22 protein-coding genes are annotated in these 21,990 nt (G+C 61.4%); 9 read left to right on the top strand and 13 right to left on the bottom strand.

The window, feature by feature from the left end; genetic code table 11:
* Both HV796_RS14280 and HV796_RS14275 read left to right on the top strand, forming a co-directional pair.
* On the top strand, nt 1-445 hold a 445-nt coding region (locus HV796_RS14280), incomplete at its 5' end, for an AEC family transporter (RefSeq protein WP_175227146.1).
* Nucleotides 446-586: 141 nt separating this feature from the next.
* The gene (locus tag HV796_RS14275; protein ID WP_175227145.1) at nt 587-1,339 is read left to right on the top strand and encodes an SDR family NAD(P)-dependent oxidoreductase; all 753 of its coding nucleotides are present in this window, start codon (nt 587-589) and stop codon (nt 1,337-1,339) included.
* 21 nt (nt 1,340-1,360) lie between these two features.
* Here the strand turns inward: HV796_RS14275 and HV796_RS14270 are convergent, their stop codons facing one another.
* A complete protein-coding gene (locus HV796_RS14270; RefSeq protein ID WP_175227144.1) occupies nt 1,361-2,347 on the bottom strand; it encodes a zinc-dependent alcohol dehydrogenase family protein in 987 nt (328 codons plus the stop codon).
* Nucleotides 2,348-2,857: 510 nt separating this feature from the next.
* Between HV796_RS14270 and HV796_RS14265 the strand changes: the two genes are divergently transcribed.
* The gene (locus HV796_RS14265) at nt 2,858-4,252 is read left to right on the top strand and encodes a selenium-binding family protein (RefSeq protein WP_175227143.1); all 1,395 of its coding nucleotides are present in this window, start codon (nt 2,858-2,860) and stop codon (nt 4,250-4,252) included.
* Between the two features lie 19 nt (nt 4,253-4,271).
* Complete coding sequence (locus HV796_RS14260; RefSeq protein WP_175227142.1) at nt 4,272-4,928, top strand: hypothetical protein; 657 nt, start codon at nt 4,272-4,274, stop codon at nt 4,926-4,928.
* Nucleotides 4,929-5,059: 131 nt separating this feature from the next.
* On the opposite strand, the gene HV796_RS14255 is transcribed toward HV796_RS14260, so the two are convergent.
* On the bottom strand, nt 5,060-6,169 hold the full coding sequence (locus tag HV796_RS14255; RefSeq protein ID WP_175227141.1) for a glycosyltransferase family protein: 1,110 nt from the start codon (nt 6,167-6,169) through the stop codon (nt 5,060-5,062).
* Nucleotides 6,170-6,261: 92 nt separating this feature from the next.
* Complete coding sequence (locus HV796_RS14250; RefSeq protein WP_175227140.1) at nt 6,262-7,299, bottom strand: hypothetical protein; 1,038 nt, start codon at nt 7,297-7,299, stop codon at nt 6,262-6,264.
* Between the two features lie 254 nt (nt 7,300-7,553).
* Between HV796_RS14250 and HV796_RS44135 the strand changes: the two genes are divergently transcribed.
* The gene (locus tag HV796_RS44135) at nt 7,554-7,976 is read left to right on the top strand and encodes a hypothetical protein (RefSeq protein WP_246355858.1); all 423 of its coding nucleotides are present in this window, start codon (nt 7,554-7,556) and stop codon (nt 7,974-7,976) included.
* A gap of 84 nt (nt 7,977-8,060) precedes the next feature.
* Here the strand turns inward: HV796_RS44135 and HV796_RS14240 are convergent, their stop codons facing one another.
* From HV796_RS14240 to HV796_RS14220, 5 genes are all read right to left on the bottom strand, one after another.
* A complete protein-coding gene (locus tag HV796_RS14240) occupies nt 8,061-8,426 on the bottom strand; it encodes a response regulator (protein WP_175227139.1) in 366 nt (121 codons plus the stop codon).
* A 22-nt stretch (nt 8,427-8,448) separates the two neighbouring features.
* Complete coding sequence (locus HV796_RS14235) at nt 8,449-9,408, bottom strand: chemotaxis protein CheX (protein ID WP_175227138.1); 960 nt, start codon at nt 9,406-9,408, stop codon at nt 8,449-8,451.
* A 113-nt stretch (nt 9,409-9,521) separates the two neighbouring features.
* Nucleotides 9,522-10,067 (bottom strand): hypothetical protein, encoded by a 546-nt coding sequence (locus tag HV796_RS14230; RefSeq protein ID WP_175227137.1) that lies wholly within the window; start codon nt 10,065-10,067, stop codon nt 9,522-9,524.
* A 9-nt stretch (nt 10,068-10,076) separates the two neighbouring features.
* Nucleotides 10,077-10,799 (bottom strand): methyl-accepting chemotaxis protein, encoded by a 723-nt coding sequence (locus tag HV796_RS14225; protein WP_217477914.1) that lies wholly within the window; start codon nt 10,797-10,799, stop codon nt 10,077-10,079.
* Nucleotides 10,800-10,868: 69 nt separating this feature from the next.
* Complete coding sequence (locus tag HV796_RS14220; protein ID WP_175227135.1) at nt 10,869-13,259, bottom strand: HAMP domain-containing protein; 2,391 nt, start codon at nt 13,257-13,259, stop codon at nt 10,869-10,871.
* Between the two features lie 305 nt (nt 13,260-13,564).
* Here HV796_RS14220 and HV796_RS14215 point away from each other — a divergent pair, with 305 nt between their 5' ends.
* Together HV796_RS14215 and HV796_RS14210 are read left to right on the top strand one after the other, a co-directional pair.
* Nucleotides 13,565-14,611, top strand: coding sequence for a transporter (locus HV796_RS14215; RefSeq protein ID WP_175227134.1), 1,047 nt, complete (start codon nt 13,565-13,567; stop codon nt 14,609-14,611).
* 161 nt (nt 14,612-14,772) lie between these two features.
* Nucleotides 14,773-16,545, top strand: coding sequence for a phospholipase D-like domain-containing protein (locus HV796_RS14210; RefSeq protein WP_175227133.1), 1,773 nt, complete (start codon nt 14,773-14,775; stop codon nt 16,543-16,545).
* A 42-nt stretch (nt 16,546-16,587) separates the two neighbouring features.
* Here the strand turns inward: HV796_RS14210 and HV796_RS14205 are convergent, their stop codons facing one another.
* The 4 genes from HV796_RS14205 to HV796_RS14190 all read right to left on the bottom strand — a co-directional run bounded on the left by HV796_RS14205 (nt 16,588) and on the right by HV796_RS14190 (nt 18,396).
* Entirely contained in the window at nt 16,588-17,043 is a 456-nt protein-coding gene (locus tag HV796_RS14205) for an MgtC/SapB family protein (protein WP_175227158.1), read from the bottom strand.
* Nucleotides 17,044-17,091: 48 nt separating this feature from the next.
* Nucleotides 17,092-17,595 carry a hypothetical protein gene (locus tag HV796_RS14200; RefSeq protein WP_175227132.1) on the bottom strand — a complete coding sequence of 168 codons (504 nt, stop codon included), beginning with the start codon at nt 17,593-17,595 and terminating at the stop codon, nt 17,092-17,094.
* 167 nt (nt 17,596-17,762) lie between these two features.
* Nucleotides 17,763-18,038: a DUF4148 domain-containing protein gene (locus tag HV796_RS14195; protein ID WP_175227131.1), complete on the bottom strand. Its 276-nt coding sequence runs from the start codon at nt 18,036-18,038 to the stop codon at nt 17,763-17,765.
* Nucleotides 18,039-18,201: 163 nt separating this feature from the next.
* Nucleotides 18,202-18,396: a YqaE/Pmp3 family membrane protein gene (locus tag HV796_RS14190; RefSeq protein ID WP_175227130.1), complete on the bottom strand. Its 195-nt coding sequence runs from the start codon at nt 18,394-18,396 to the stop codon at nt 18,202-18,204.
* Between the two features lie 222 nt (nt 18,397-18,618).
* Here HV796_RS14190 and HV796_RS14185 point away from each other — a divergent pair, with 222 nt between their 5' ends.
* On the top strand, nt 18,619-20,172 hold the full coding sequence (locus HV796_RS14185; protein ID WP_217477911.1) for a phospholipase D family protein: 1,554 nt from the start codon (nt 18,619-18,621) through the stop codon (nt 20,170-20,172).
* Here the strand turns inward: HV796_RS14185 and HV796_RS14180 are convergent.
* Complete coding sequence (locus HV796_RS14180; protein WP_175227129.1) at nt 20,134-21,111, bottom strand: helix-turn-helix domain-containing protein; 978 nt, start codon at nt 21,109-21,111, stop codon at nt 20,134-20,136. The genes HV796_RS14185 and HV796_RS14180 overlap by 39 nt on opposite strands.
* Before the next feature lie 408 nt (nt 21,112-21,519).
* On the opposite strand from HV796_RS14180, the gene HV796_RS14175 reads away from it, so the two are divergent.
* Nucleotides 21,520-21,957 (top strand): MarR family winged helix-turn-helix transcriptional regulator, encoded by a 438-nt coding sequence (locus HV796_RS14175; protein WP_175227128.1) that lies wholly within the window; start codon nt 21,520-21,522, stop codon nt 21,955-21,957.
* The last annotated feature ends 33 nt before the right edge of the window (nt 21,958-21,990 follow it).

The raw sequence follows: 21,990 nt of genomic DNA, 5'->3' as shown, positions 1-21,990 counted from the left end.
GAGAAATCCGCTGATCGTCTCGCCGATCGCGGGTGCGCTCGTTGCGAGCGCGCATTGGACGTTGCCGCACAGCGTCGAGACCTTCCTGAAGCTGTTGGGCGGCGCGGCGAGCCCATGCGCGCTGGTCAGCCTCGGCCTCTTTCTCGCGGAGAAACGACAGGTGGACAACGGGCGCAATACGTCGTTCGTGTTCACCGCGATCAAGCTCGTTGTGCAGCCTGCGTTCACCTGGTGGATCGCGGCTCGCGTGTTCGCGCTGCCGGTCGACGTCGTGGATATGGCGGTGTTGCTGGCCGCACTGCCGACCGGCACGGGACCGTTCATGCTTGCCGAGTTCTATCGGCGCGAGGCGCATGTCACTTCGCAGACCATCCTGTTTTCGACACTCGCTTCGCTCGTAACGCTGTCGATGCTGTTGCTAGTCATGCAGCGGCATGGCATCTGAATGTTCGATCCTGACGAGATGTCTTGAGGGATGGCGAAGCGGCGCCTCATCGTCATGAGAAAGGAATATCAATAGGATTGCTTATACACGAAGATAATTTAACCAGGCAGACGATTCATGCAATGCAAAAAAGGAACTGACATGTGTTTATCGAAAAGGAAGCTTGAAAGAAGGGTCGCGCTCGTCACCGGCGGATCACGTGGTATTGGTGCGGCTATCGCGAGACGGTTCGCATCCGAAGGCGCTGCGGTCGCGATCACTTATTCGACATCAGCGGCAGACGCGCATCAGATCGTCCAGGAAATTGAGCGCGAAGGCGGCCGCGCGATGGCCTTGCACGCCGATAGCTGCGAGACGACGGCGGTGCAATCCGCAGTATCGACCACCGCGTCCGAGTATGGAGCTTTAGACATACTCGTCAACAATGCCGCGATGTTCCGCATCGGCGTAATCGACGAATTCCCACTCAGCGATATCGAGCGGATGCTTGCGATCAACGTACGCGGCCCGCTGGTGGCGATCAAGGAAGCGCTGCGGTTTATGCGAAAAGGCGGCAGAATCATCAATATCGGCAGCGTCACCAGCGACTATGTGCCGATTCCGGGCGTCTGCATGTATGCGTGCACGAAAGGCGCCATCACGAGCATGACGCGTGCACTCGCGCGCGACCTCGGCGATGCGGGCATCACGATCAACAACGTGCAGCCCGGGCGGATTGACACCGAGATGAATCCCGCCGACGGTCCACTCGCCGATCTCATTCGCGGTTCGATCGCACTCGGCCACTATGGTGATCCCGAAGACATCGCGAATCTGGTCACATGGCTCGCGAGCCCCGAAGCATCGTTCGTGACCGGCGCGAGTATCAAGGTGGACGGTGGGACCAGCGCCTGAGACGCATGCGCGGCGCGCACCTCAGCGCATGGCCAGTACCGCGGCACCCGAGACGCGTCCGCCGCGCAAGTCGTCGAGCGCGCGGTTCGCATCGGCTAGCCGGTAAGCGGTTGTCTCGATCTTCAACGGCATGTCGTTCGCGATACGCATGAACGCGGCGCCGTCTTCACGCGTGAGATTGGCCACCGACACGACGCGCCGCTCGCCCCACAGCAGCGCATACGGAAACGACGGAATATCGCTCATATGGATACCGCCGCAAACGACGATGCCGCCTTTCACGACTGCCTGTAACGCACGCGGCACGAGCGCACCGACCGGCGCGAACAGCAGCGCGGCGTCCAGTGTATGCGGTGGTGCCTGGTCGCTGCCGCCGGCCCACACAGCGCCGAGACGCAACGCGAATTGCTGGGCGGCGGTGTCGCCGCCGCGCGTAAAAGCATAGACACGGCGACCCTGATGACGCGCGACCTGCGCGACGATATGCGCGGCCGCGCCGAAGCCATAGATGCCGATATGCTCGGCATCGCCCGCCATGCTGAGCGTGCGGTATCCGATCAAGCCTGCGCATAGCAGCGGCGCCGCTTCGGTATCGGTGTAACGCTCCGGCACATGCAGGCAGTAGCGGCTATCCGCAACCGTACGCTGCGCGTAGCCGCCGTCGATCGTATAGCCGGTGAAGCCCGGCGTATCGCACAGATTCTCGCGGCCCGTCGCGCAATAACGGCAATGGCCACACGTGTTGCCCAACCACGGGACACCGACTCGATCGCCCAGCGCAAAGCCGGATACGCCGGCACCGAGCGCCGCGACCGTGCCGACGATTTCATGCCCCGGAATAACCGGCCTCTTCGGATCGTCCAGCTCACCATCAACCACATGCAGATCGGTGCGGCACACGCCGCACGCGTGCACATCGATCAGCAGCTGGCCTGCGGCTGGCAGCGGATCGGGAAGTTCGGATTCGCGCAACAGCGGCGCAGTGCCGTCGTACAGCATGGCGTGCATGACGAGTCTCCGATTTCAGATTGCAATCGCTATCCGGTTGGATTTCGCGTGTCGCGCAGCGACTATTCAGCCCCTCTACCCGTCATCGTAGGCGCATATCCGCATCTGCGACGTACCCGCGCGTTTTGCTGATGAAACCGTTTCGACACACAGCAAGGTTTCATGTGAAGTAAGCATTCGCAGTTGCGATGGATCACCGAGCGCCGACACTGCCGGCCATGCCATCGCCTCCCGAAAACGCTCACCTTTGAGACCGCATCCGATTTGCGTGGGCTTCGCAGCGGCTCAGCGTCTATCGCGCGATGCATCGCTTCGCGCTCCATCACAGTCGGACGCGTCGATGCGCCACGCTCTGCCGTTTTATTGCCTACGATGGAAAGCTGTCGTCGTTCAAACCGCGCATTGCGGCGACGCAGCATCGAACATCGTGCAATAGGCATCGCGTTCTGACCGGTCCGCATCCGCAGGCGATACACGTGAGGGACGAACGCGGCCACTCCGGAGACCGTCATGGCAACGTGGAAACCCGATCCCACCTTCTATCCGTCGGCCCGTCTCGCAGCCGACGCACCCAAGGAAACGCTCGCCTACGTCGCGAGCTTCGACCCGTCGCGGCAAATGCCGGACGATATCGCCGTGGTCGACGTCGACCCCAAGTCGAAGGACTACGGCAAGATCGTCAACCGCGTGACGATGCCGAACGTCGGCGATGAACTGCACCATTTCGGCTGGAATGCGTGCAGTTCGTGTCTGTGCCCGAATGCGCCGCACCCGCATTCCGAACGCCGTTATCTGGTCGTGCCGGGACTGCGTTCGTCGCGCATCCACATCATCGATACGAAGCCCGACGGCAGAAAACCGAAGATCGTGCGCGTGCTGGAACCCGACGAAGTCGCATCGAAGGCGGGCTATACGCGTCCGCATACCGTCCACTGCGGGCCGGCTGGCATCTATGTCGCATCGCTCGCGAACGCGCAAGGCGAAGCGCCCGGCGGCGTCTTCCTGATGGATCATGAAACGTTCGATATCCGCGGCCGCTGGGAAATCGATCGAGGCCCGCAGGAACTCGCGTACGACGTGTGGTGGCATCTCGGCTACGACACGCTCGTCACGAGCGAATGGGGACTGCCCGCGACATTCGAGAACGGGCTCGTGCCTGAGGTGCTGCTCGGCGGCCAATACGGGCATCGTCTGCACTTCTGGGACATCAATACGCGCAAGCACAAACAGGTGATCGATTTCGGCGCGGAGAACCAGCTCGTATTCGAGCTGCGCCCCGCACACAACCCGACGATGGCGCATGGCTTCGTCAATTCGGTCATCAGCCTGAAGGACCTGTCCGCATCGATCTGGACCTGGTATCGCGAAGGCGATCAATGGGCGGTGCGCAAGGTGATCGAAATCCCCGCCGAGCCGGCGGATGCAGACTTGCTGCCACCCATGCTGAAGGGCTTCGGCGCGGTGCCGCCGCTCGTCACGGATATCGCGCTGTCGCTCGACGACCGTTACCTGTACGTGTCGTGCTGGGGCACCGGCGACCTGCGTCAATACGACGTGTCGGACCCGTTTCATCCGGAGTTGACCGGCACGGTGCGCATCGGCGGCATCGCTTCGCGCGCGACGCACGCGGGCGCGGGCGGCCAGCCGTTGAACGGCGGCCCGCAAATGGTCGAAGTGAGCCGCGACGGCAAGCGGGTCTACTTCACGAACTCGCTGTACGGGGTCATCGACGATCAGTTCTATCCGGACGGTGTCAACGGCTGGATGGTCAAACTCGATGCGGCGCCCAACGGCGGCCTCGCGTTCGAGCCGGACTTCTTCCTGCAATGGCCGAGCACACACCGTCCGCATCAGATCCGCCTTGAAGGCGGCGATGGTTCATCCGACTCGTATTGCTATCCGTAACGCGCGTCACGGAATCGATATGAACGACCTGTTCGCGAGCGGCTTCGCATCGACATGGGCCGTCGTTATCGGCAGCGGCGTTTTTCACGGCGCCAATCCGGCGATGGGATGGCTGTTCGCGGCCGCGCTCGGCATGCAGCGCGGCAGCCGCAAAGCGATGCTGTGGGCGTTGCCGCCGATTGCGCTCGGCCATGCCGCGTCGGTGCTGCTTGTGACGACGTCCGCCGTTGCGTTCGGCATGCTCGCGCAGACAGCGCATCTGCGCGTTGGGATGGGCGGCGTGCTGATCGTGTGGGCGCTCTATCACCATGTTTACGGCCACCGTCATCGCGTACGGGTCGGCATGACCGCGGGCTTCGTCGGGCTTGTGTTGTGGTCCGCAGCGATGGCGACGCTGCATGGCGCCGGCCTGATGCTGATCCCCGCGCTGATGCCGATCTGCGGTGCGGCCGGCGCGCAAAGCGCGGTTGCCAGTGCGCTGCCCGCTTCACTGCAGATGATCGGTCAGATGACCGCACTGCACACGGTCATCACGCTGATCACCGGCGGCGCGATTGCGTTCGCGGCGTACGAATACCTTGGCCTGGGCATGCTGCGGCGGGGCTGGATCAATTTCGACTGGCTCTGGTGCGGCGCGCTGACGCTAACAGGTGGGCTGCTGATCGTCACGGCGTGAAGCGCAAAGGCATCGATGCTCGAGCGCGTCGCGCGTTCCCCCGAAAAAACTCACCTATCGATTGCCCCCTGGATGTATGGCTCCCGAATCGGCTCACCATAACGCCTCGTCCATCTTCGCGGTTTAGCGGCTTAGCCCTTCAACCAGCTGCGCAGTTTGTCGCGCCAAGTCGCGTGCTCGCGCCGGCGCGCGGTCCAACTGTAGTCCGCGCAAGCAACAGCAAGCCACGTTTGCGCATCGCCGGCAAAGCGCGGTACGCCAAACTGCTCGGGCGCTTCAAACAGATCCAGATACGCACGCCGATAGTGTTCAATCATCACGCGCTCCGCATAGTGCGCCTCCATCCAGCGCCGCGACGTCGCGCCGATTTCCGCGCGCAACGAACGATCTTCAAGCAGCGCGCACAACGGCGCTTCCGCTTCTTCGAGACGCACGTCGATCCACGGCAGATCGACCGCGCCGGTCAGCTTGCGCAATTGCGACTGCACGCGCGCGTCGAGATAGCCGAGCGTCGGTTTGCCTTGTGACAGCGCCTCGAGGCCGCTCAAGTGGTAGTTGCCGGTCACACATTCGTCGATCGCGACCGCGGCCTGCTGCTTCGCGCGCAGGCACTCGTCATGCGGCGTATCGACGATCAGCTGGACGCGGCACAGTCCTTCACGCTCGAGCTTGCGCAGCAGCGCAAGCGTCTGCGGCACGCCCTTTGTCTCCCAACGCTTTTTCCACGCGGATGCGCGCCCACTCGGCGAAAACGTGACGATCGGCCTGCCTGGCGCTTCCGGATGCGGCAGATAGCGCGGATCATCGATCGGCACGATATTCGGCACTACACGCGCGAACGGATAGAAGCGCTCGGGGCCTTGTGCGATCACAAGCTGCGGTGCGCCATCGCGCACGATCCGCTCGATCAGGCCCGCGTCGCCGTTCGCCCACAAGTCGGGCGCCGAATGGTACTGGCGGATCAGTTTCTTATCGCCGAAGTGCTTTTGAAAACCGGCGCCGAAGGTTTCGTCGAGCGAGAAGTACTGGTGAATGTGCACCACATCGGCTTCGGCGATCGCATCAAGCGCCTGGTGCTGCTGCGTCTGCCAGTCGATGTCGATCGCGAACGTGCGCGTGCGATACGCGGCTGCATTGAACACCACGTGACGGGCGCGAATGTCGGTTAGCCGATTCAGCGCTGACACGATATTGCCGGGGCTGCCGGCGACCGGCGTGTTGGAAAGGTGAACGACCTTCATCGGTTACGGCTGTTGGGTCCGCCATCGTGACGCTGGTGCGGACGGATTGTTGTGCTGTTATCGGGCAGCCTGCTTGCCGCGGTTATGCGCGGCTACGCGCGCATCTGTTGCGCGATATCCGTGCGCAAGCCGGTTAGCGAGCGCCAGCTTCGCTTCTCGAAGATATCGACGCCGAGCGCGCTATCCACCGACAGGTTGACGACCCGCACGCCGCGCCGCTTCAGCAACGCCGCCGCCTGCCTGAACGACGGCTCGATATAGGCGCCAAAATGCCGGTCGAGCGCACTCGGCTGCATATCGCCGCCGGTTTCGTAGAAACGCGGCGCGCGTGACGCATTGCGCAGATCGACGCCATGCAAATAAACGACGTCGAAGCCAAGCGAATTCAGAACCTGCAAGCCGGCGTACGCGACCGTACGTCCATCGAACACGCCGTGCCGCATGTCAAGGCTGAAGCCCAGCACACGCTCCTCATCGAACAGGACGAGTTCGTCGGCGCACGCATGCCGCATGTGCAGATCGCGGCCGCGCAGCGCGCGTTTGCCTGCCGGGTATTGCACATCCTCAATCACGAAGATCCGGCAACGCATGCGCTCGAGCGGAAAATACTGCGCGATGTACCACAACACGAGCGGCGTGGCGAACAGAATGAGCGGCTGCTGGACGATACGCGCGATGAGATCCGGCCGGTTGCGCGCAAAACCCGCATCGACGATGCAGTAATAATCAAATCGCACATCGTGCTTGTCCTGCAGCGCGATTGCGCCATTCACGCCCATCACATGCTCGAGATCGAGCACACCGTAGTTGATATCGTTGATCGATGGGCCTGCTGCGATCAGATGACAGGCGCCGGTGCGTGAGCCCGGCAGCGCGGACGCATTCTCGAGCGTCAGACTGTGCCGGCCAATACGCATACCCGTGATGCATCCGTCGAAGTCGCGATCGATCGAAACCGTGCGCCATAGACGCTCGTTGTGCCGATACGCGCGCGAGTGCGTCCAACGGTAGAAAAGCTTGAAGAGTGTGGCAGAGAACCGCCGTGTTCGCCGCGGCCATGCATAGGCGCATGCCTCGGGCGCTCCGGCCGCTGCACCGCGCAACGATGCAGCCCGGTCGACTGAAAGCATAGTGGGACTCCCAGCAGTGCGCTGGGTTGTGCGCACCGAGTGGCCCACAGTCTAGTGCGATGAAGTGTTACAAGCGTTACCCATGCGGCGCAAAACAATTACGTCGTGTTACGTTCGGCTTTCCGTAGGCGGCCTCGCACGATGCAAGCGACATACTTCGCTTTGGGCATGATATCGACGTATCGATGAAAATTGGCCATCTCATAAACCGTATATACTATTTATATCGTTTATACGGTTAACAAGGAGATCAGATGAAGGCAACAGCGGAAAAAACAGCGCCTGCGAAGGGCCATACCGGCGCCGGCAAGACGGCGAAGGCCGCCAAAACGAAGCAAACGCTGGCGAAGACGCCAAAAGCGGCGCAGGCGCCAGCGCAGTCCGCCGAAAAGGTCGTCAAGGACGTCAAGGACACCAGCGCCAAAACCACAAAGGACGAAAAGGCCCGTCGCGCGAAGAAGGATAAGGTCGTGCGCGACAGCTTCACGATGCCGAAGTCCGACTATGAGAAGCTGGCGGAACTGAAGCAGCGCTGCCTTGATGGCGGCGTGTCGGTGAAGAAAAGCGAACTGCTGCGCGCGGGCCTTGCGCTGCTGGCCGCAGCGCCGCCGAAGCGGCTTATTGCCGCGGTTTCGGCGCTGGACACGGTAAAGACCGGCCGCCCCGCGAAGTCATAAGCGAAAATCCGAATCCGGCGTGGCGACCATCGGTGCCGCCACGCCGAACCCTGCTGGTTCAATGGCTAGTGCTTGAACACCGGGTCAGCTGGCCAGCTTACGGAACGTCTCAAGTACCGCTTCACCCTTGAACGGCTTGACGATCCAACCCTTGACGCCCGCCGCCTTGCCCCGCTCCTTCATGGCCGGGCTGCTTTCGGTGGTCAGCATGATCACGTTGACCGTCGCGTTCCCCAGTTCGCCGCGAATCTTTTCGACCATCGTCAAACCGTCCATATTCGGCATGTTGACGTCGCTGATCACGAGCTTCGTGCCGGGGCTCGCCTTCAGTTTTGCGAGTCCGTCCTTGCCGTCGACCGCAGTATCGACATCGAGGCCATTCTTTTTCAGAAAGCCGGCCACTTCATCGCGCACCGTGCTCGAGTCGTCCACTACCAGAATCTTTGCCATGTTGGTTTCTCCGTAATGCCTATCAGAAGAGATCGAGTTCACCCGCTTCGACGGTCGTACCCGGCTGCTCGGTGATTTCCCTGAAATCTTCCGGCGACCAGCTCAGGCTGAACACGAAACGTTGATGCAGCTTCACCGAACGGCCCGACTGTTCATCTGTGATCGTGTACACAAAGCACAGTTGCGGGTTTTCAGAGCCGAACGAAATGTATTTCTGCCGGTGGTTGACGAGCAGCGGCACTTGTACCTGTGCGCGTGCAAGCGTGTCCGCATCGCCCAGATAACGGTTCTTGAACGCGCCCCAGATCATATTCGTCAACTCGCCGAGCAGATCGTTGAGATCGCGGAAGTCGGCTGCGCCGTCGCCGGCGCGGCGCTGGTCAAGCAATGCAAGCAGCGGCTCCTCTTCCGCCTGGATCATCATGTAACCGCGGCACCACGCGCTTTCGAGCGCGATCAGGCTGAACACTTCGCCGAAGATGATGCGGTCGCGCACAATGCTCGGCGTTTCATAGGTGATCGTGAAATCCTTGAACAGCGTGGCAAGCATCGTTTCGCTGATGTCGGAAATACCGCGCACCAATGCGTTCGGATAATCGAGACTGAAAATATAACGGTCGATCACGTCGCGCAACGGCGCCATGTCCGATGCGACATACGCGGCACACAGGATCTGCCTCAGGCTCTCGGGCAAATCCTCAAGCGTTGCGCGCGATTCACGCCGCATGATGATCGGCAACTCCGGGCGCACCGCGTACACCCGGTTCGCAATCGCCGCGCTTTCATCGAGCGACCCGCCGTAGTGTTCGTCGAGCAGGATGGCACCCAGATCGATATTCGCACGCAGCACCGATAGCAGGCGGCTCTTGCGCACCTTCACGCCGACGAGGTTGTTCTCGTCGCAGAAGCGCTTGATCGTATCCGTGTGCAACGGGCTCTCATCGAGCACCAGCACTTTGCTGACCGGTTTGTTGAAATTCATCGTCTTTTCCTGCCGGGTTTGACTGTTGAATGGGTTGCCTCGTGGGCGCCCCGGGCGGCGCGTCAAACAGGATGTCAATACAGGGCCTCAAAACAGGCCCTCAAACGGCGCGGTCAGAACAGTTCGAGCTCGCCGCTCGTGTCTTCCGCCACGCTGACATCCGCCGTGAAATCGATCGGCGCATGCGCGCACACACATAGCGTCGCGGCCAGTCCGACCGAATCGTTGATCGTCACCGCCCAGGTCTCGAGCAGTGCGGGCTTCAATCCTTCCAGATGGGGCAAACAACGCGCGCTCAACATATATGGCGTCGACATGCCGAGATCCGGGAAGTAGCGCAGCAATTCCTGATTGATCGCGCCGCAGCACAGGTTGCAAATTTCCTGGAACACTTCGCGGAACGGCCGCTCCGCGCTGTCCTTAGTGAAGTACTCAACCGTCGCGGTATCTTCGTTGAAGTGCAGGATCAGCAGCAGCCGGAATGAAATCGACGAAATCGTCAGAACCACGACGCTCGTTGCGTCGGCCGCAAGCGCGCCCGCCCCGTGCCTGCCCTGCACCGCAATGCTGCACGTGTCGCCCGGGGTCACCGTTAGCCTCGTCTGCGCAGCCTTCTGCAGGATGCGCTCGAAGCTTTCCTTTGCCTGTGCGCTAATCACGTCCGGCGCCTAATGGAGCTTTGCCTGAAACTGGTTCGCCAGCGCTTCGACGCTGGCGAGCGACGCCGTAATCATCTTGCCGCCTGCCTGGATGTCCTGAAACGTCGCAGTCGTCGTGAGATCGTTGCGATGCAGGCTGTCGCGGTAGCTTTTCGACAATTCCTCCGAGCGCGCGGCAAGTGCGCGCACTTCGCTTGCGACCACTGCGAAACCGCGTCCCGCCTGACCCGCGCGCGCGGCCTCGATCGACGCGTTCAGCGACACGATCACGACGTGCCGCACAATCGACGACAACTCCTGGTTCTTCGTGTGCATGTCCTGATTCTGCGTCATCAACGAGATCATCTGTTCATGCCAACGCTCGAACGTCCCCGCGAGCTCCTTCAAACGCGACGCTTCATGGGCGATCTTTTGCGCGTCGCGCGCCCACTGGTCGCGGCTTTCGGTCGCCTCGCGCAACGCAACGCGGGTTTCGTCGACGAGCGCTGTCTGCTGCGCAAGCGCGTCGCGCGACTGAGCAAGCGACGCCTCCAGTTCGTGTCTGTCCTGTTCGGCTTGCGCAAGCAGCGCCGTGTGGCGGTCGTCATAACGCGTCAGCGCGTCGATTCGCGCATCGGCTTGCGCATGCACCCGCCCGACCATTTTCGCGCTATGCAACCGGTGCGCGGCAAACGCCAGCACGGCGGTCACCAACCCCGCCGCGACGGCTACTACTCCGTACTGTTGAATCACATCCATCCTTCAAGCATTCCTATGATGCAACGCGCGGCGCCGGGTTGGCCCCGCGCGTCGCCGGCCAACCTAGCTGGCCATCGACCCAAGCGGCGGCACTGGCGCGTTGTTGTCTTCGGCGCGTACGTCGGTGCCGAGGCTGTCCACCGCGAAGCTGTCCGGCAGGCAGACGATCGTCTGGAACGGGCGGAAGTCAGCCCCCTTGTGATCGTCGGTAAAGCGCAGTTCGATACGGCCGTTCTCGCGCGCGAGGAATTCGCGCACCGCGTCCATGCCGACGCCTCGCCCCGACACTTCAGTGACCTGCTCGGCTGTCGAAAAGCCCGGACGGAAGATGAATTCGGCGATCTCTTCGTCGCTCACGGGCGCGGCCATGTCGATCCAGCCGCGCTCGACGGCGATCGAGCGAATCTTGCTCAATGCAAGGCCGCGGCCGTCATCGCTCAGCGTGATCTGCAGCGCGTGGTTGTCGACGCCGACTTCGATGTCGATCGTCCCCGCAGCGGACTTGCCCAGCGCGGTGCGCATGGCTGACGCTTCGATGCCGTGGTCCATCGAGTTGCGCAGCAGATGCATGAACACGTTCTTCATCGTGGTGCCGGCGTGGCTGCGCAAACGGTAGCCGTTGTCATCGATACGCACCACCGGCGCTTCCTTGCCGAGTTCGGCAGCCAGCGACGGCAGCGAATCGAGCACGCCCGACAGCGTTTCCGCGACACTTTCGGTGCCAAGCACGCGCAGCATCCGGTGCAGCGCGTCACGCATCGTGACAAGCGCATCGACGTCGCCGGTATTCGCCGTTTCGAGCAGACGCAGGCTGTGCGCGATATGTTCCTTGTCGACCATCAGATAGCGGTCGGCGCCGCCGCGGCGCGCGACGCGCGTGCGGCCGAGGCTCACTTCGTTGATTTTCGCGTAGCTGTCGATCGCTTCACGTACGCGGGCCAGTTCGGTCATCAACTGTTCCTGATCCCACTCGCGCTCCGCATCGGTGCGGCGCAGTTCGTCATAGCGCTGCTCGGTTTCATGCACGACGTTCGTCAGATGTTGCAGGTTGTACGTGCGCGCATTGCCCTTGATCGTGTGCATATTGCGGAACAGCTCGGCAATCGCGGTGCCATCCGCCTGCTCGTGTTTGCGAATGATCCGCTCGTTCTCGCTGACAAAGCCGCTTGCCGTATCGATGAAGTGATGGAACTTCTCTTCGTTGACCGCGAGAATCTCGCCGATCATCTCGAGGCGGCGCTTCTGTTCGCCCGCTTCGGCGGCCAGCTTGCGCAGTTCGGTCACGTCGCGCACGCACAGCATCAGGCGCACGATCACATCGTTTTCGTCGGTAATCGCGGACCAGCTGAGGTCAAGCGTTTTCACACGGCCATCGGGCATATGCTTCGCAATCTCGCCGACCAGCAGATGCTGGTTGAACTCGAAGTTGATCGCGTCTTCGCCAAGGCATGCTTGCGTCGCGGCGTCGATTTGCGAAAGATCGTCGGCACCGAGATCGGTATCGGCGAAAACCAGATCCATCAGTGGACGGCCGGCGATATCGTTCGTTTCGAAAATGGCTTCGAGGTAGGCGGAGTACTCGGCGTGAATCACCGCGCCATCGACCACCGTCAGAATGCCCTGCTGCATGTTTTGCAGCATCGCCTGGATATCCGCGGTCTTCTGCTTGAGCAGCGCCGAGTTTTCCTGGATTTTTTCAATCATCCCGTTGAACGCGACAATCGAGCGGCCGATTTCGTCGAGGCGTCCGACCGGCACACGGCGCGTGAAGTCCTGGCTCGCAGCGATCTCGCTCATCATTGCCTGCATGCGGGACAGCGGTCGCGTGATCTGCCGGTACAGCAGCGTGCCGATCACCGTCAGCAGCAGCACCGCGATGCCGGTGACCGCGGCGATCGCCGTGGTCGTGGTGGCGAGCTTGTCGTTCAGCGCCGCGATCGCGCCGTCTTTCTGGCGGTTCTTCTCGATACGCAGCGTGTCGACGATGCCTTCGAGCTCGTCACGATACTCGGCGACGTTCGCGAACAGATAGGCTTGCGCCATCTCGTTCTTGCCGGCGAGCTTCATTTTCGCGGTGTCGTCGATTGCGGAGAAATAGTTGGCGAGGCTTTCCTGCGCCTGCACGACGAGGCCCTTTTGCGCCTGGCTCGCGGCGTCTTTTGCCTGCAGTGCAAGGGCTTGCTTGAGCGTCTCGCGCTTTTTCTTCAACTCGTCCTCCGCCTGCGAAACCATGTTCGCATCCGGCGCGTAAACGAGTGTCATCGTCGCGATCTGCACGTCCTTCACTTGCGACACCAGGTCGGCGGACGCGAGCGCGCTGGGCACGACGCCTTCCGTCACCTTCCTGACTTCCGCTGCGCTCCCTCTGGTCTGGTACACGGCGTAACAGCCGATAGCCGATAGAGCGACGAACATCAAGATCACTAAAAGCGTAATGCGATGACGGATGGTCATGTTGCGATTCCCCGAGGTCTGGCCGGCGTATCTCTCCCCGCCATCGTGGCAGCGGCTTGGTCGCCTTGTGTCAACGGCCCGATTGTCGGGCGGCGTCGATTGTTGGGCATGAATGTGACTGAACGATGAATCATCACAATATCGGTCGCGGCCGCACGGCGTGCGGGGCATTAAAATCCCGCATAAATACGGGCCGCGCGCAGATAGTGAAATGAATGTGTCAAAATATGCGCCGTAACCGAACACGGTTCTCCGGATTTGATCCCGTTCCCGCTCAGTCCGTCAGTTTTCTTTTTCCACGGCCTATGAAACTGAACCTGGCGCCTTCTACTTACGGAGCTGACCCCTCGGGTCTGGTTTGCAGCTTCCGGTTCGTGTCCGGTCAGCCCGGCGCACCCATTGACTCCGATTCCGTCGAAACCTGGCTTGCCGAACATCAAGCGAATCGGGATCGCGTCGACGGCGAATTTCTTTGGCTGCATTTCAATCTCGCTCACGTCGCCAGCGAACGCTGGATGCGCTCGAAGCTGAACCTGCCGGACGGCTATTTCGAAGCACTGCGCGAAGGCTCGCACTCGACACGCATCGAGCACCAGCATGGCGCACTGCTTGCAGTGGTCAACGACGTCATCTTCGACTTCGAGAAAACGCCGGCGGATATCGCCACACTCTGGGTCTACACCCACAAGAACATCATGGTCACCGCGCGCCTCAAGCAGTTGCGCTCGATCGACCGCTTGCGCGCCGCGGTGCGCGACGGCGAAATTTTCAGCACGCCCGCGCAACTGCTGATTCACCTGATGCGCGATCAGGCCGACCTGCTTGTGCAGATCGTGCGCAGTAGCAGCATCGAGGTCGACCGGATCGAAGACCAGTTCCTGTCGAAGCAGGCGGTGGAAAGCCGCCGCGATCTCGGCGCAATGCGGCGCGTGCTCGTGCGGCTGCAACGCGTGCTTGCACCGGAACCGGGCTCGATCTTCCGGCTGCTCGTGCGTCCGCCCACTTGGCTTGCGGAACAGGACGTTCAGCATTTGCGCGATTCGACCGAAGAGTTTTCACTCGTGCTCGGCGATCTATCGGGTCTTGCCGAACGTATCAAGCTTCTGCAGGAAGAAATTGCCGCGCGCCTCGACGAGCAAACCAACCGCACCCTGTTCACACTGACGCTGGTCACCGTCCTCGCGCTGCCGATCAACATCGTCGCCGGTCTGTTCGGGATGAACGTCGGTGGCATTCCGCTCGCGGAGAATCATCACGGCTTCTGGGTGATGGTGCTGACCGTCGTCGGGCTGACCGCGCTCGCGGGCTGGTGGGTATTCCGGCGCAGAGGGCGGCCGTCGGGTCGATTGTAGTGCACGGTCCAGTTCGACGTTCGCCACTGAAAGCCCTTTGCGCACGCACAGCAAGCATCGCGTCGTCGGACTGACTCGAAAACGCCATACAAATTTCATCTATTCACGTTTCGCGTTAGCCAGACTGGCCTTTTCGGACTTAACGGTCGAGGAGGCCTCTCATGGCTGTCGTCGTGCGCGCTTATCTGTCCCCCACGCTGGTGTTGCTGGCATTTGACTGGACGCAAGGAAAAGGCCGGAATGATTTTCTCGGCTTCGCGATCAAGCGGACGCCCGGTTTTTTCGACGCTACCGGCAACACACATGAATCGAGCAGCTGGCTGCCGAACCGCATCACGTTCGACGGCCCGGTACCTGACACGCAGCGCGATGCACCGACCAATGTCGCGCCGATCCAGAAGTTCATGTGGTGGGATGCACGGATCGATCCACCGGACCGGCAGCAGCATTTCGAGTATCAGGTATATCCGGTCACCGGCACGCCTGCGTCACCGCAAGTGCTGGAAAGCGAAGCCGGCGTATGCCGCATCACATTGCCGGCCCATATCGAGCACGGCGTCGGCAGCTGGTTCAACCGTGCGGTGGTCAGTTCGCAGGCGTTCACGCGGATGGTCGACGCGCTGCATCTGCGACAGAATGAAGCGCCATCGCCGCAACAGGCGCTGAGGCTCAGAACGTGGCTTGCGAATGACATCGAGGATACGTTCAAGACGATATTCGCGGACGCGCAACACGCCGCCGCCGCGGTGTACCACCTGACCGATACGCTGTGGGCGCTGCCAGCCTTCGTGGCGTTCGGCAAAGCACATGGCAAAGCAGCCCTCGCGCTGGTCTACGATGCGCACCAGGTACGCGAAAAGGGCAAGACGTTGCCGTCGCCGAACCAGCCGGCCGTCAATGCGCTGGAAGGCCTCACGATGCTCTCGCCACGCGACCGGACGCACATCATGCACGACAAATTCATCGTTGCCGACGACGGCAACGGCCAGACGCGTCCCGCACAACTGCTGACCGGTTCGGCAAACTTCACGACCGAGGGTCTCACCGAGCAGGCGAACGTGCTGCACCTGTTCGAATCGGCGGCGCTCGCCCGGTTATATAGCGACCGGGCCGCGAGCCTCGCGAAGAATCCGACGATTGCCGAGACCGCAAAACTCGCCGACGGCTGGTCCGATTCGATTACGGTCGGCGACGCGACGGTCCGCGTGTGTTTCTCGCCTGAACCGAACAACCGGCGTACGCAAATCGATACGATTGTTGAAGCTATTGGGGCCGCAAAGCATTCGGTGATGTTCTGCCTATTCATGCCGACCGACGCGCCGCTGCGGGACGCGTGCTTTGCGGCCGGAGACAAGGGGCTGATGATGTTCGGGCTCGTCAATCACATTAGCGAAAAATCCGCGCAGGCGGCCGACGACGCACAAAAGGAGGGCAAGACGCTCAACACCACCGAGCTTGCGAACCTCGAGCTCTACCATCGCAGCAAGGAGCAGAAGGACGTGATCGACGCTGCATTCTTCTCACCCGCGACGGTACCCGAAGGCTTCACGCCGGAACTGCAGCTCTTTCCTGGCGAGCACGCGCCGCCCTTCGCGCCGGTGATCATCCACCACAAGTTTCTCGTGATCGATGCCGAAGGCGACAACCCGATTGTCTACACGGGCTCCGCAAACATGAGCAACAACTCCGAGCATTTCAACGACGAGAATGTGCTCGAGATTCGAGGCAAACGCATCGCGGGGATCTATCTCGCGGAATTTTTGCGCCTGTATGAGCACTATCGCGCGCGGGCCATCGCGATCAACGAGCAGCAGCGCGGTCAGAAGCATCGGCGGTTAGTGCTGCAGCCGGACGGGAAATGGGCCGACAAGTACTTTGTGGATGGGAGCCCGGAGGAGAAGGCGCGGGTGGCGCTGGCGAATCGCGCGAGCTGACGTGAGGGGTCAGCGCGGGCACTGTGGCGACGGGTGGCCGCCTTACTCTTCGTTGTCGAGCATCGCATCCCGATGCTCCTTCGGCTTCGCGAGCCAATGCCGATGCAGCGCGTGCTCGGCGATGCGGCCGACAATCAGCAGCATGATAAACAGAACCGTCGCGATCACTGCGACCGACCACGCGCCCACGCCACACACAATGCCGAGGGCGGCGGTCACCCAGATCGAGGCCGCGGTCGTGAGACCGCGAATTTTGTCGGCTGCGACGTTCTGCACGATCACCCCGGCGCCGAGAAAACCGATGCCGGTCATGATGCCTTGAATCGTGCGCGACGTTGCGTCATTGGCGGCTACGCCATGCAGCGCGAAGCCGGCACCCGCCATCGTCACCAGGCACGAGCCGAGTGCGACGAGGCCCAGCGTTTTCACGCCGGTCGGCTTGCCGCGTATGTTGCGATCGACGCCGACGACGCAGCCCAGCAGTATCGCGATCACCATCCGCAACAACGCTTCCTTGAAAATCGGATCGGGCAGCACGGCGGGCGCTCAGCTTTGCGGCTTCCATGGCCAGGACGGATAGATGCCGCCTGCACCGGGTGACGCTTCTTCGGCTTGCTTGCCACGCGACTTGCCGGCACGATGCGCTGCCGTCGATAGCACGCCGGCTTCAGTTGACCGTGGCGGCAAGCCGTCGCCGAACCATGGCACCTCCTGCTTCAGGCTCGCCACGTACGCGCGCCACCCGTCACCATCGGCGGCGAACAAAGCGTCGCGCACGGCACCCGCGAGACGCTCGTGATTCAGTTCGGCTTCGAGCAGTTCGGCAGGCCATACTGCGAACGCTGCGCTCACGCGCTGCGCGAATCCATGCGTGGTCACCTCGGTCGGTACGAGCCGCAACAACGGCAAACTGGCGAGGGCACGATGCTCGGCAACCAGCTCGTGCACCGTGACCGCTCTGTCGCCTGAGTACGCGAGCAGCTTGTCCATCGCATCGAGCACCGCACCGAGGTGCAATAGCAGCGCCCGACGTTCAAACGCATCTTTCATCACATGTTCCGTCTATCGGTCAGGCCCACCATTCTAGACCGACTGACGCGGGTCGCCATAAAACCGGGGGCAATCCGGCGCGCGATGCGAGGTCCGCACGACTCGCGATGTGCCGTAGCCGTGCGGATGCCGCCGGGCTTACGGAAGCCTCCCCAGCGGCGGCGCGACTACCGCGCTGCGAGCGCGCCGTCGTGATGGTCGATGCTCGGGCTGGTTTCGCCCGAATGCTTAGCAATCGCGTGCAGTTGCTTGTTGCGTGCGATTTGCTCGTCAGTCGGCGGATAGTTGGTCTTGCTGATCGGAAGCATACCGTCGTGACGTGCCTGCGCGAGTTCCTGCTGTACCTGTTCACGCGTCTTGCCTTGTGCGAGCGCGGCCTCTGTGACGAATGCGGCGCATAGCGACGCACTGATGGCAAGCAGCGAAAGTTTTGAAATGCTCATGGCCAATCTCCTGTGAAGATGATCGCCGAGTGGCTGATCTGTCTTCAGTGTGCGCGGCAGATGGTGCGCTCCGATGATCGGTCGATGACAAATTCGCTGGATTGGATCTGGCGACGCACGACGGGACTGCACGCACACGATGCGCAGGACGTCGGGAAAGTATTCAGTCGCGACTCCCGAGCGCGCGTTCAATTTTCTTGTCCGTCTTATACTGGCTCAGCGCATACACCGACCAGATGGCAGCAGGCAACCAGCCAATAATGGTGAGTTGCAGAACCAGACAGATGATGCCGGCGATCGGTCGGCCGATCGTGAAAAACTGAAACCACGGCAGAAGCAGGGCAAGCAGCAAGCGCATACTGTTCCTCCTCAACGAGTTGTACCAGGCGACCGGCCGGCGCGGGGCGCGCACGGGCGCCGTCAAAGCCGGGTTTACGGCAGGAGTGCATTAAAACACGAGAGGCACCTGTATAGTTTCCGGGTCAAACTGAACGGCGCGCGCGGGCGCTCCGAACTGGTCCTGATGTGTTGCCCAAATGGGACGATCATGAGAATCCTGAGCGCTTCACTGACGTCTGGAATGGCGATCCGATCCGGCATAGCGATGGTCTGCGCGCTGTGCGTCACTGTCCTCTCGGCCTGCGGTCTTCCCCCGCTTGAGGACCGGCCGCAATCCACCGCGCTGACGACCGAAGAGGTGGCGACCACCCGCCTTGGTCACGTGACTGAGACCGAACTGACGGACCATCCGGGGCTTACCGGCATCGATCCACTGGCGGACCCGTTAGAGTCGTTTGCGGCGCGAGTCGACCTCGTGCGCACGGCCGAACGTACGCTGGATGTCCAGTACTACATATGGCGCAACGACCTCACAGGCACATTGCTGCTTGAGGAGCTGCAGGAAGCGGCGAGTCGCGGCGTGCGCGTGAGGCTGCTGCTAGACGACCACGGAATCCCGTCGGCAATGGACGATATTCTCGCGGCGCTGGCTGCTCATCCCAACGTCGAGGTGCGCCTGTTCAATCCGTTTGTGTGGAGAAAGCCCAAATTCATCGGCTTTGTCACGGACTTCTCGCGACTAAACCGGCGCATGCACAACAAGTCGCTCACCGCGGACGGCATTGCTACGATCATCGGCGGACGAAACATCGGCGACGAATACTTCGGCGCGAATGACGGCGTGGTATTCGCGGATCTCGACGTGCTAGCGATCGGCCCCGCCGCAAGAGAGGTGGAAAACGACTTTGACCGGTACTGGGCCAGTGCATCGGCGTACCCTGCCGGACAGATCCTGCCGCGCGCTCGTGCAGACGAGCTCGGCGAACTGGATGCGTCTGCGCGCGCCGTGCATAGCAATCCGGCCGCCACGGCCTATGTGGAATCGCTCCAGCAAACGACCGACGTGCGGCGCCTGGTCGATGGCACGCTGCCGCTGGACTGGGCGAAGGCCCGCCTCGTCAGCGATGACCCGGCCAAAGCGCTGGGCACGGTCCCGCCGGAGGAGCTCGTGTTACCTCAGTTGCTAGCCAAGCTGGGGAGGCCGACACACGAGTTCGATCTTATTTCGCCCTATTTTGTGCCGGGTGAAGACGGCACACGCTACCTCACGCAGCTTGCTGGCAGCGGTGTCACCGTTCGGGTTCTGACCAACTCACTCGAAGCGACGGATGTAGCGCCGGTCCATGCCGGTTACGCCAAAAGGCGCGTTGCGCTGCTTCAAGGGGACGTGCAGCTATACGAACTGCGCGGCACGGCGGGCGCCACCGCCCAGAAGTATTTCAGCACGGGCAGCTACGGTAGTTCGGGCTCGAGCCTTCACGCGAAAACATTTGCGGTGGATTCCGAGCGCGTCTTTGTCGGTTCGCTGAATCTCGATCCGCGGTCCGCGAACCTGAATACCGAGTTGGGACTTGTCATCGACAGCCCGGAACTCGCCCTGCGCATCGAATCCGTATTCTGGACGCTGGTGCCGAAACTGGCCTACGAGGTAAAACTCGACGACCACGACAAGTTGTACTGGACCAGACAGTACGGCGGCGAGACGATCCGATACGACACCGAGCCGAACACAACATGGTTCGGCCGACTAAGTGTGTCATTCTTCTCCATTCTGCCGATCGAATGGCTCCTGTAACGTATCGATCGTTTTGTGGCTCTCCGCGTACTCACGCGGCGTCATGTCGTAGCGAGCCTTGAACACGCGGCTGAAGTGCGCGTGACTGGTAAAGCCGCACTGGTACGCGATTGCCTTGATTGCGCCATGCGACGAGTCAGCGCGCAGCCGATACGCTGCGTGCTCGAGGCGCAGCGACCACGCATAGCGCATGACCGACAAGCCGCTCGCATGCAACGCGCGCGTGAGGCTGCTGGTCGACATGTTCAGTTCGGCGGCGATGCGCTCGACGCTTAGATCGGGGTCACCGATGTGGCGTGAGATCAGTTGTTTCGCGCGTCTCACGGTAACGACATTCGAGCGACCCAGCACAGGCCCGCTGCGATCGTCGAGCAGCACATCCATCAGATCGACGCACTGCTCGGCCAGCCGGGTGAGCGTCGCTTCGCTTGCCTTGCCTGCCTGCGACGTCAGGTACAACACGAAGTCGCGTACCGCACAGACATCCGAAGACGCGGGATCAGGACGACAGATCGCCGGAAAGCGGTCGCGCAGCCCGCGCTCCTTGAACGCCGACCTCGGGATGCGCAGTATCGACATGCGCGTCCGCTCGCGAACTGACGCGTTGTGCCAGGCATGCGGGTCGACCACCGCCATGTCGCCGGGCCCGAACGCGAATGTCTGCCCATCGCGCTGTTCGATCCACCGCGTGCCGCTCTTTATCACTTGCACGAAGAGATCCCCGTCGTCCCCGCGATGCCGGATTGGGGCGACCGACTGCCAGGCGATATCGAGGTTGACGATCGCGTGCTTGGCAGCGCACCTGCCACTGTGCATTGACGCACCGGAGTGAGGAGAATCGAACTTGTACTGCAGACCTATGGACGCCATTGCGTCGAGCCATTCGTCGCGGGACATCGGCGTGCCATTCCAGGTATGCTCGAGAAACCGCTCACTCACTACGATCTATCTCCTTCCAGAAGAGAGGCGCATCTGCCCGCCGTGACGTGCATAGCGATTCTGATTGCGCAAACAATTATTCAAGGAAATAGTTGGGCAACAAAACGATTTCAGTAACCTTGGAAAGTACCCGGCGTCGTATAAAAATTGTGCAAAAGATACCCATCAACGTCAACGATTAATGCTGTACCGTGCACGGTTGCCTGCACGCATTCGCGTTGTTCGCGTAGTGATTCCGGCCGGTTGAGTCCGCTTAGGGTTCTCCTCAGCAAATGTCTTTTTCAAAAGATAGTTCAAATGCGACAGTGCGCGCGCAACCGGCCGCGTGTCGCATCGTGTCCGGAAAAATCGCTTGAATGTATCTGACCGATCAGTTATTTTTAAGCATATGCTGAATTAGGAACTGGGATGACATTCTATACACAGGATAACTACCATCCGGCGAACAGCGTCGGTTTCGTGCTCCACAAGGCCCACAAGCGGTTGGTTGCAGATATGGACGCGGCGCTGAAGGGGCTGAACGTGAAGTCGCAGCACGTCGGCATTCTGATATCGCTGCTGCGCCGATCTCAGGCAAGGTCGACCACTTTATCGCGGCAGCTCGGGGTGAATCCTGGTTTGATGTCGCGCATGCTCGACAGCCTGGAGGCGTTGGGTTTGCTGATGCGTTCGCGAGACAGGCAGGACCGCAGGGCGGTCAATGTGCGGCTTACCGATGTCGGACGTGCGACTGCGCGGCGTATCAGGGAACTGACGCCTGAGGTCCTTAATGCGCGGCTGCACGGCTTCACCGAGGCGGAGTTCGTCGAGCTACGGCGCCTGCTGTACAAGCTTATCGAAAAGTGAATGATTTTTTACCCATTTATCTGACCTATCAGA

The organism is Paraburkholderia humisilvae (genome assembly GCF_902859855.1).
Taxonomy (GTDB): Bacteria; Pseudomonadota; Gammaproteobacteria; order Burkholderiales; family Burkholderiaceae; genus Paraburkholderia; species Paraburkholderia humisilvae.
The sequence above is the reverse complement of the archived record's forward strand: the minus strand, read 5'-3'. Positions and strand labels throughout refer to the sequence as shown.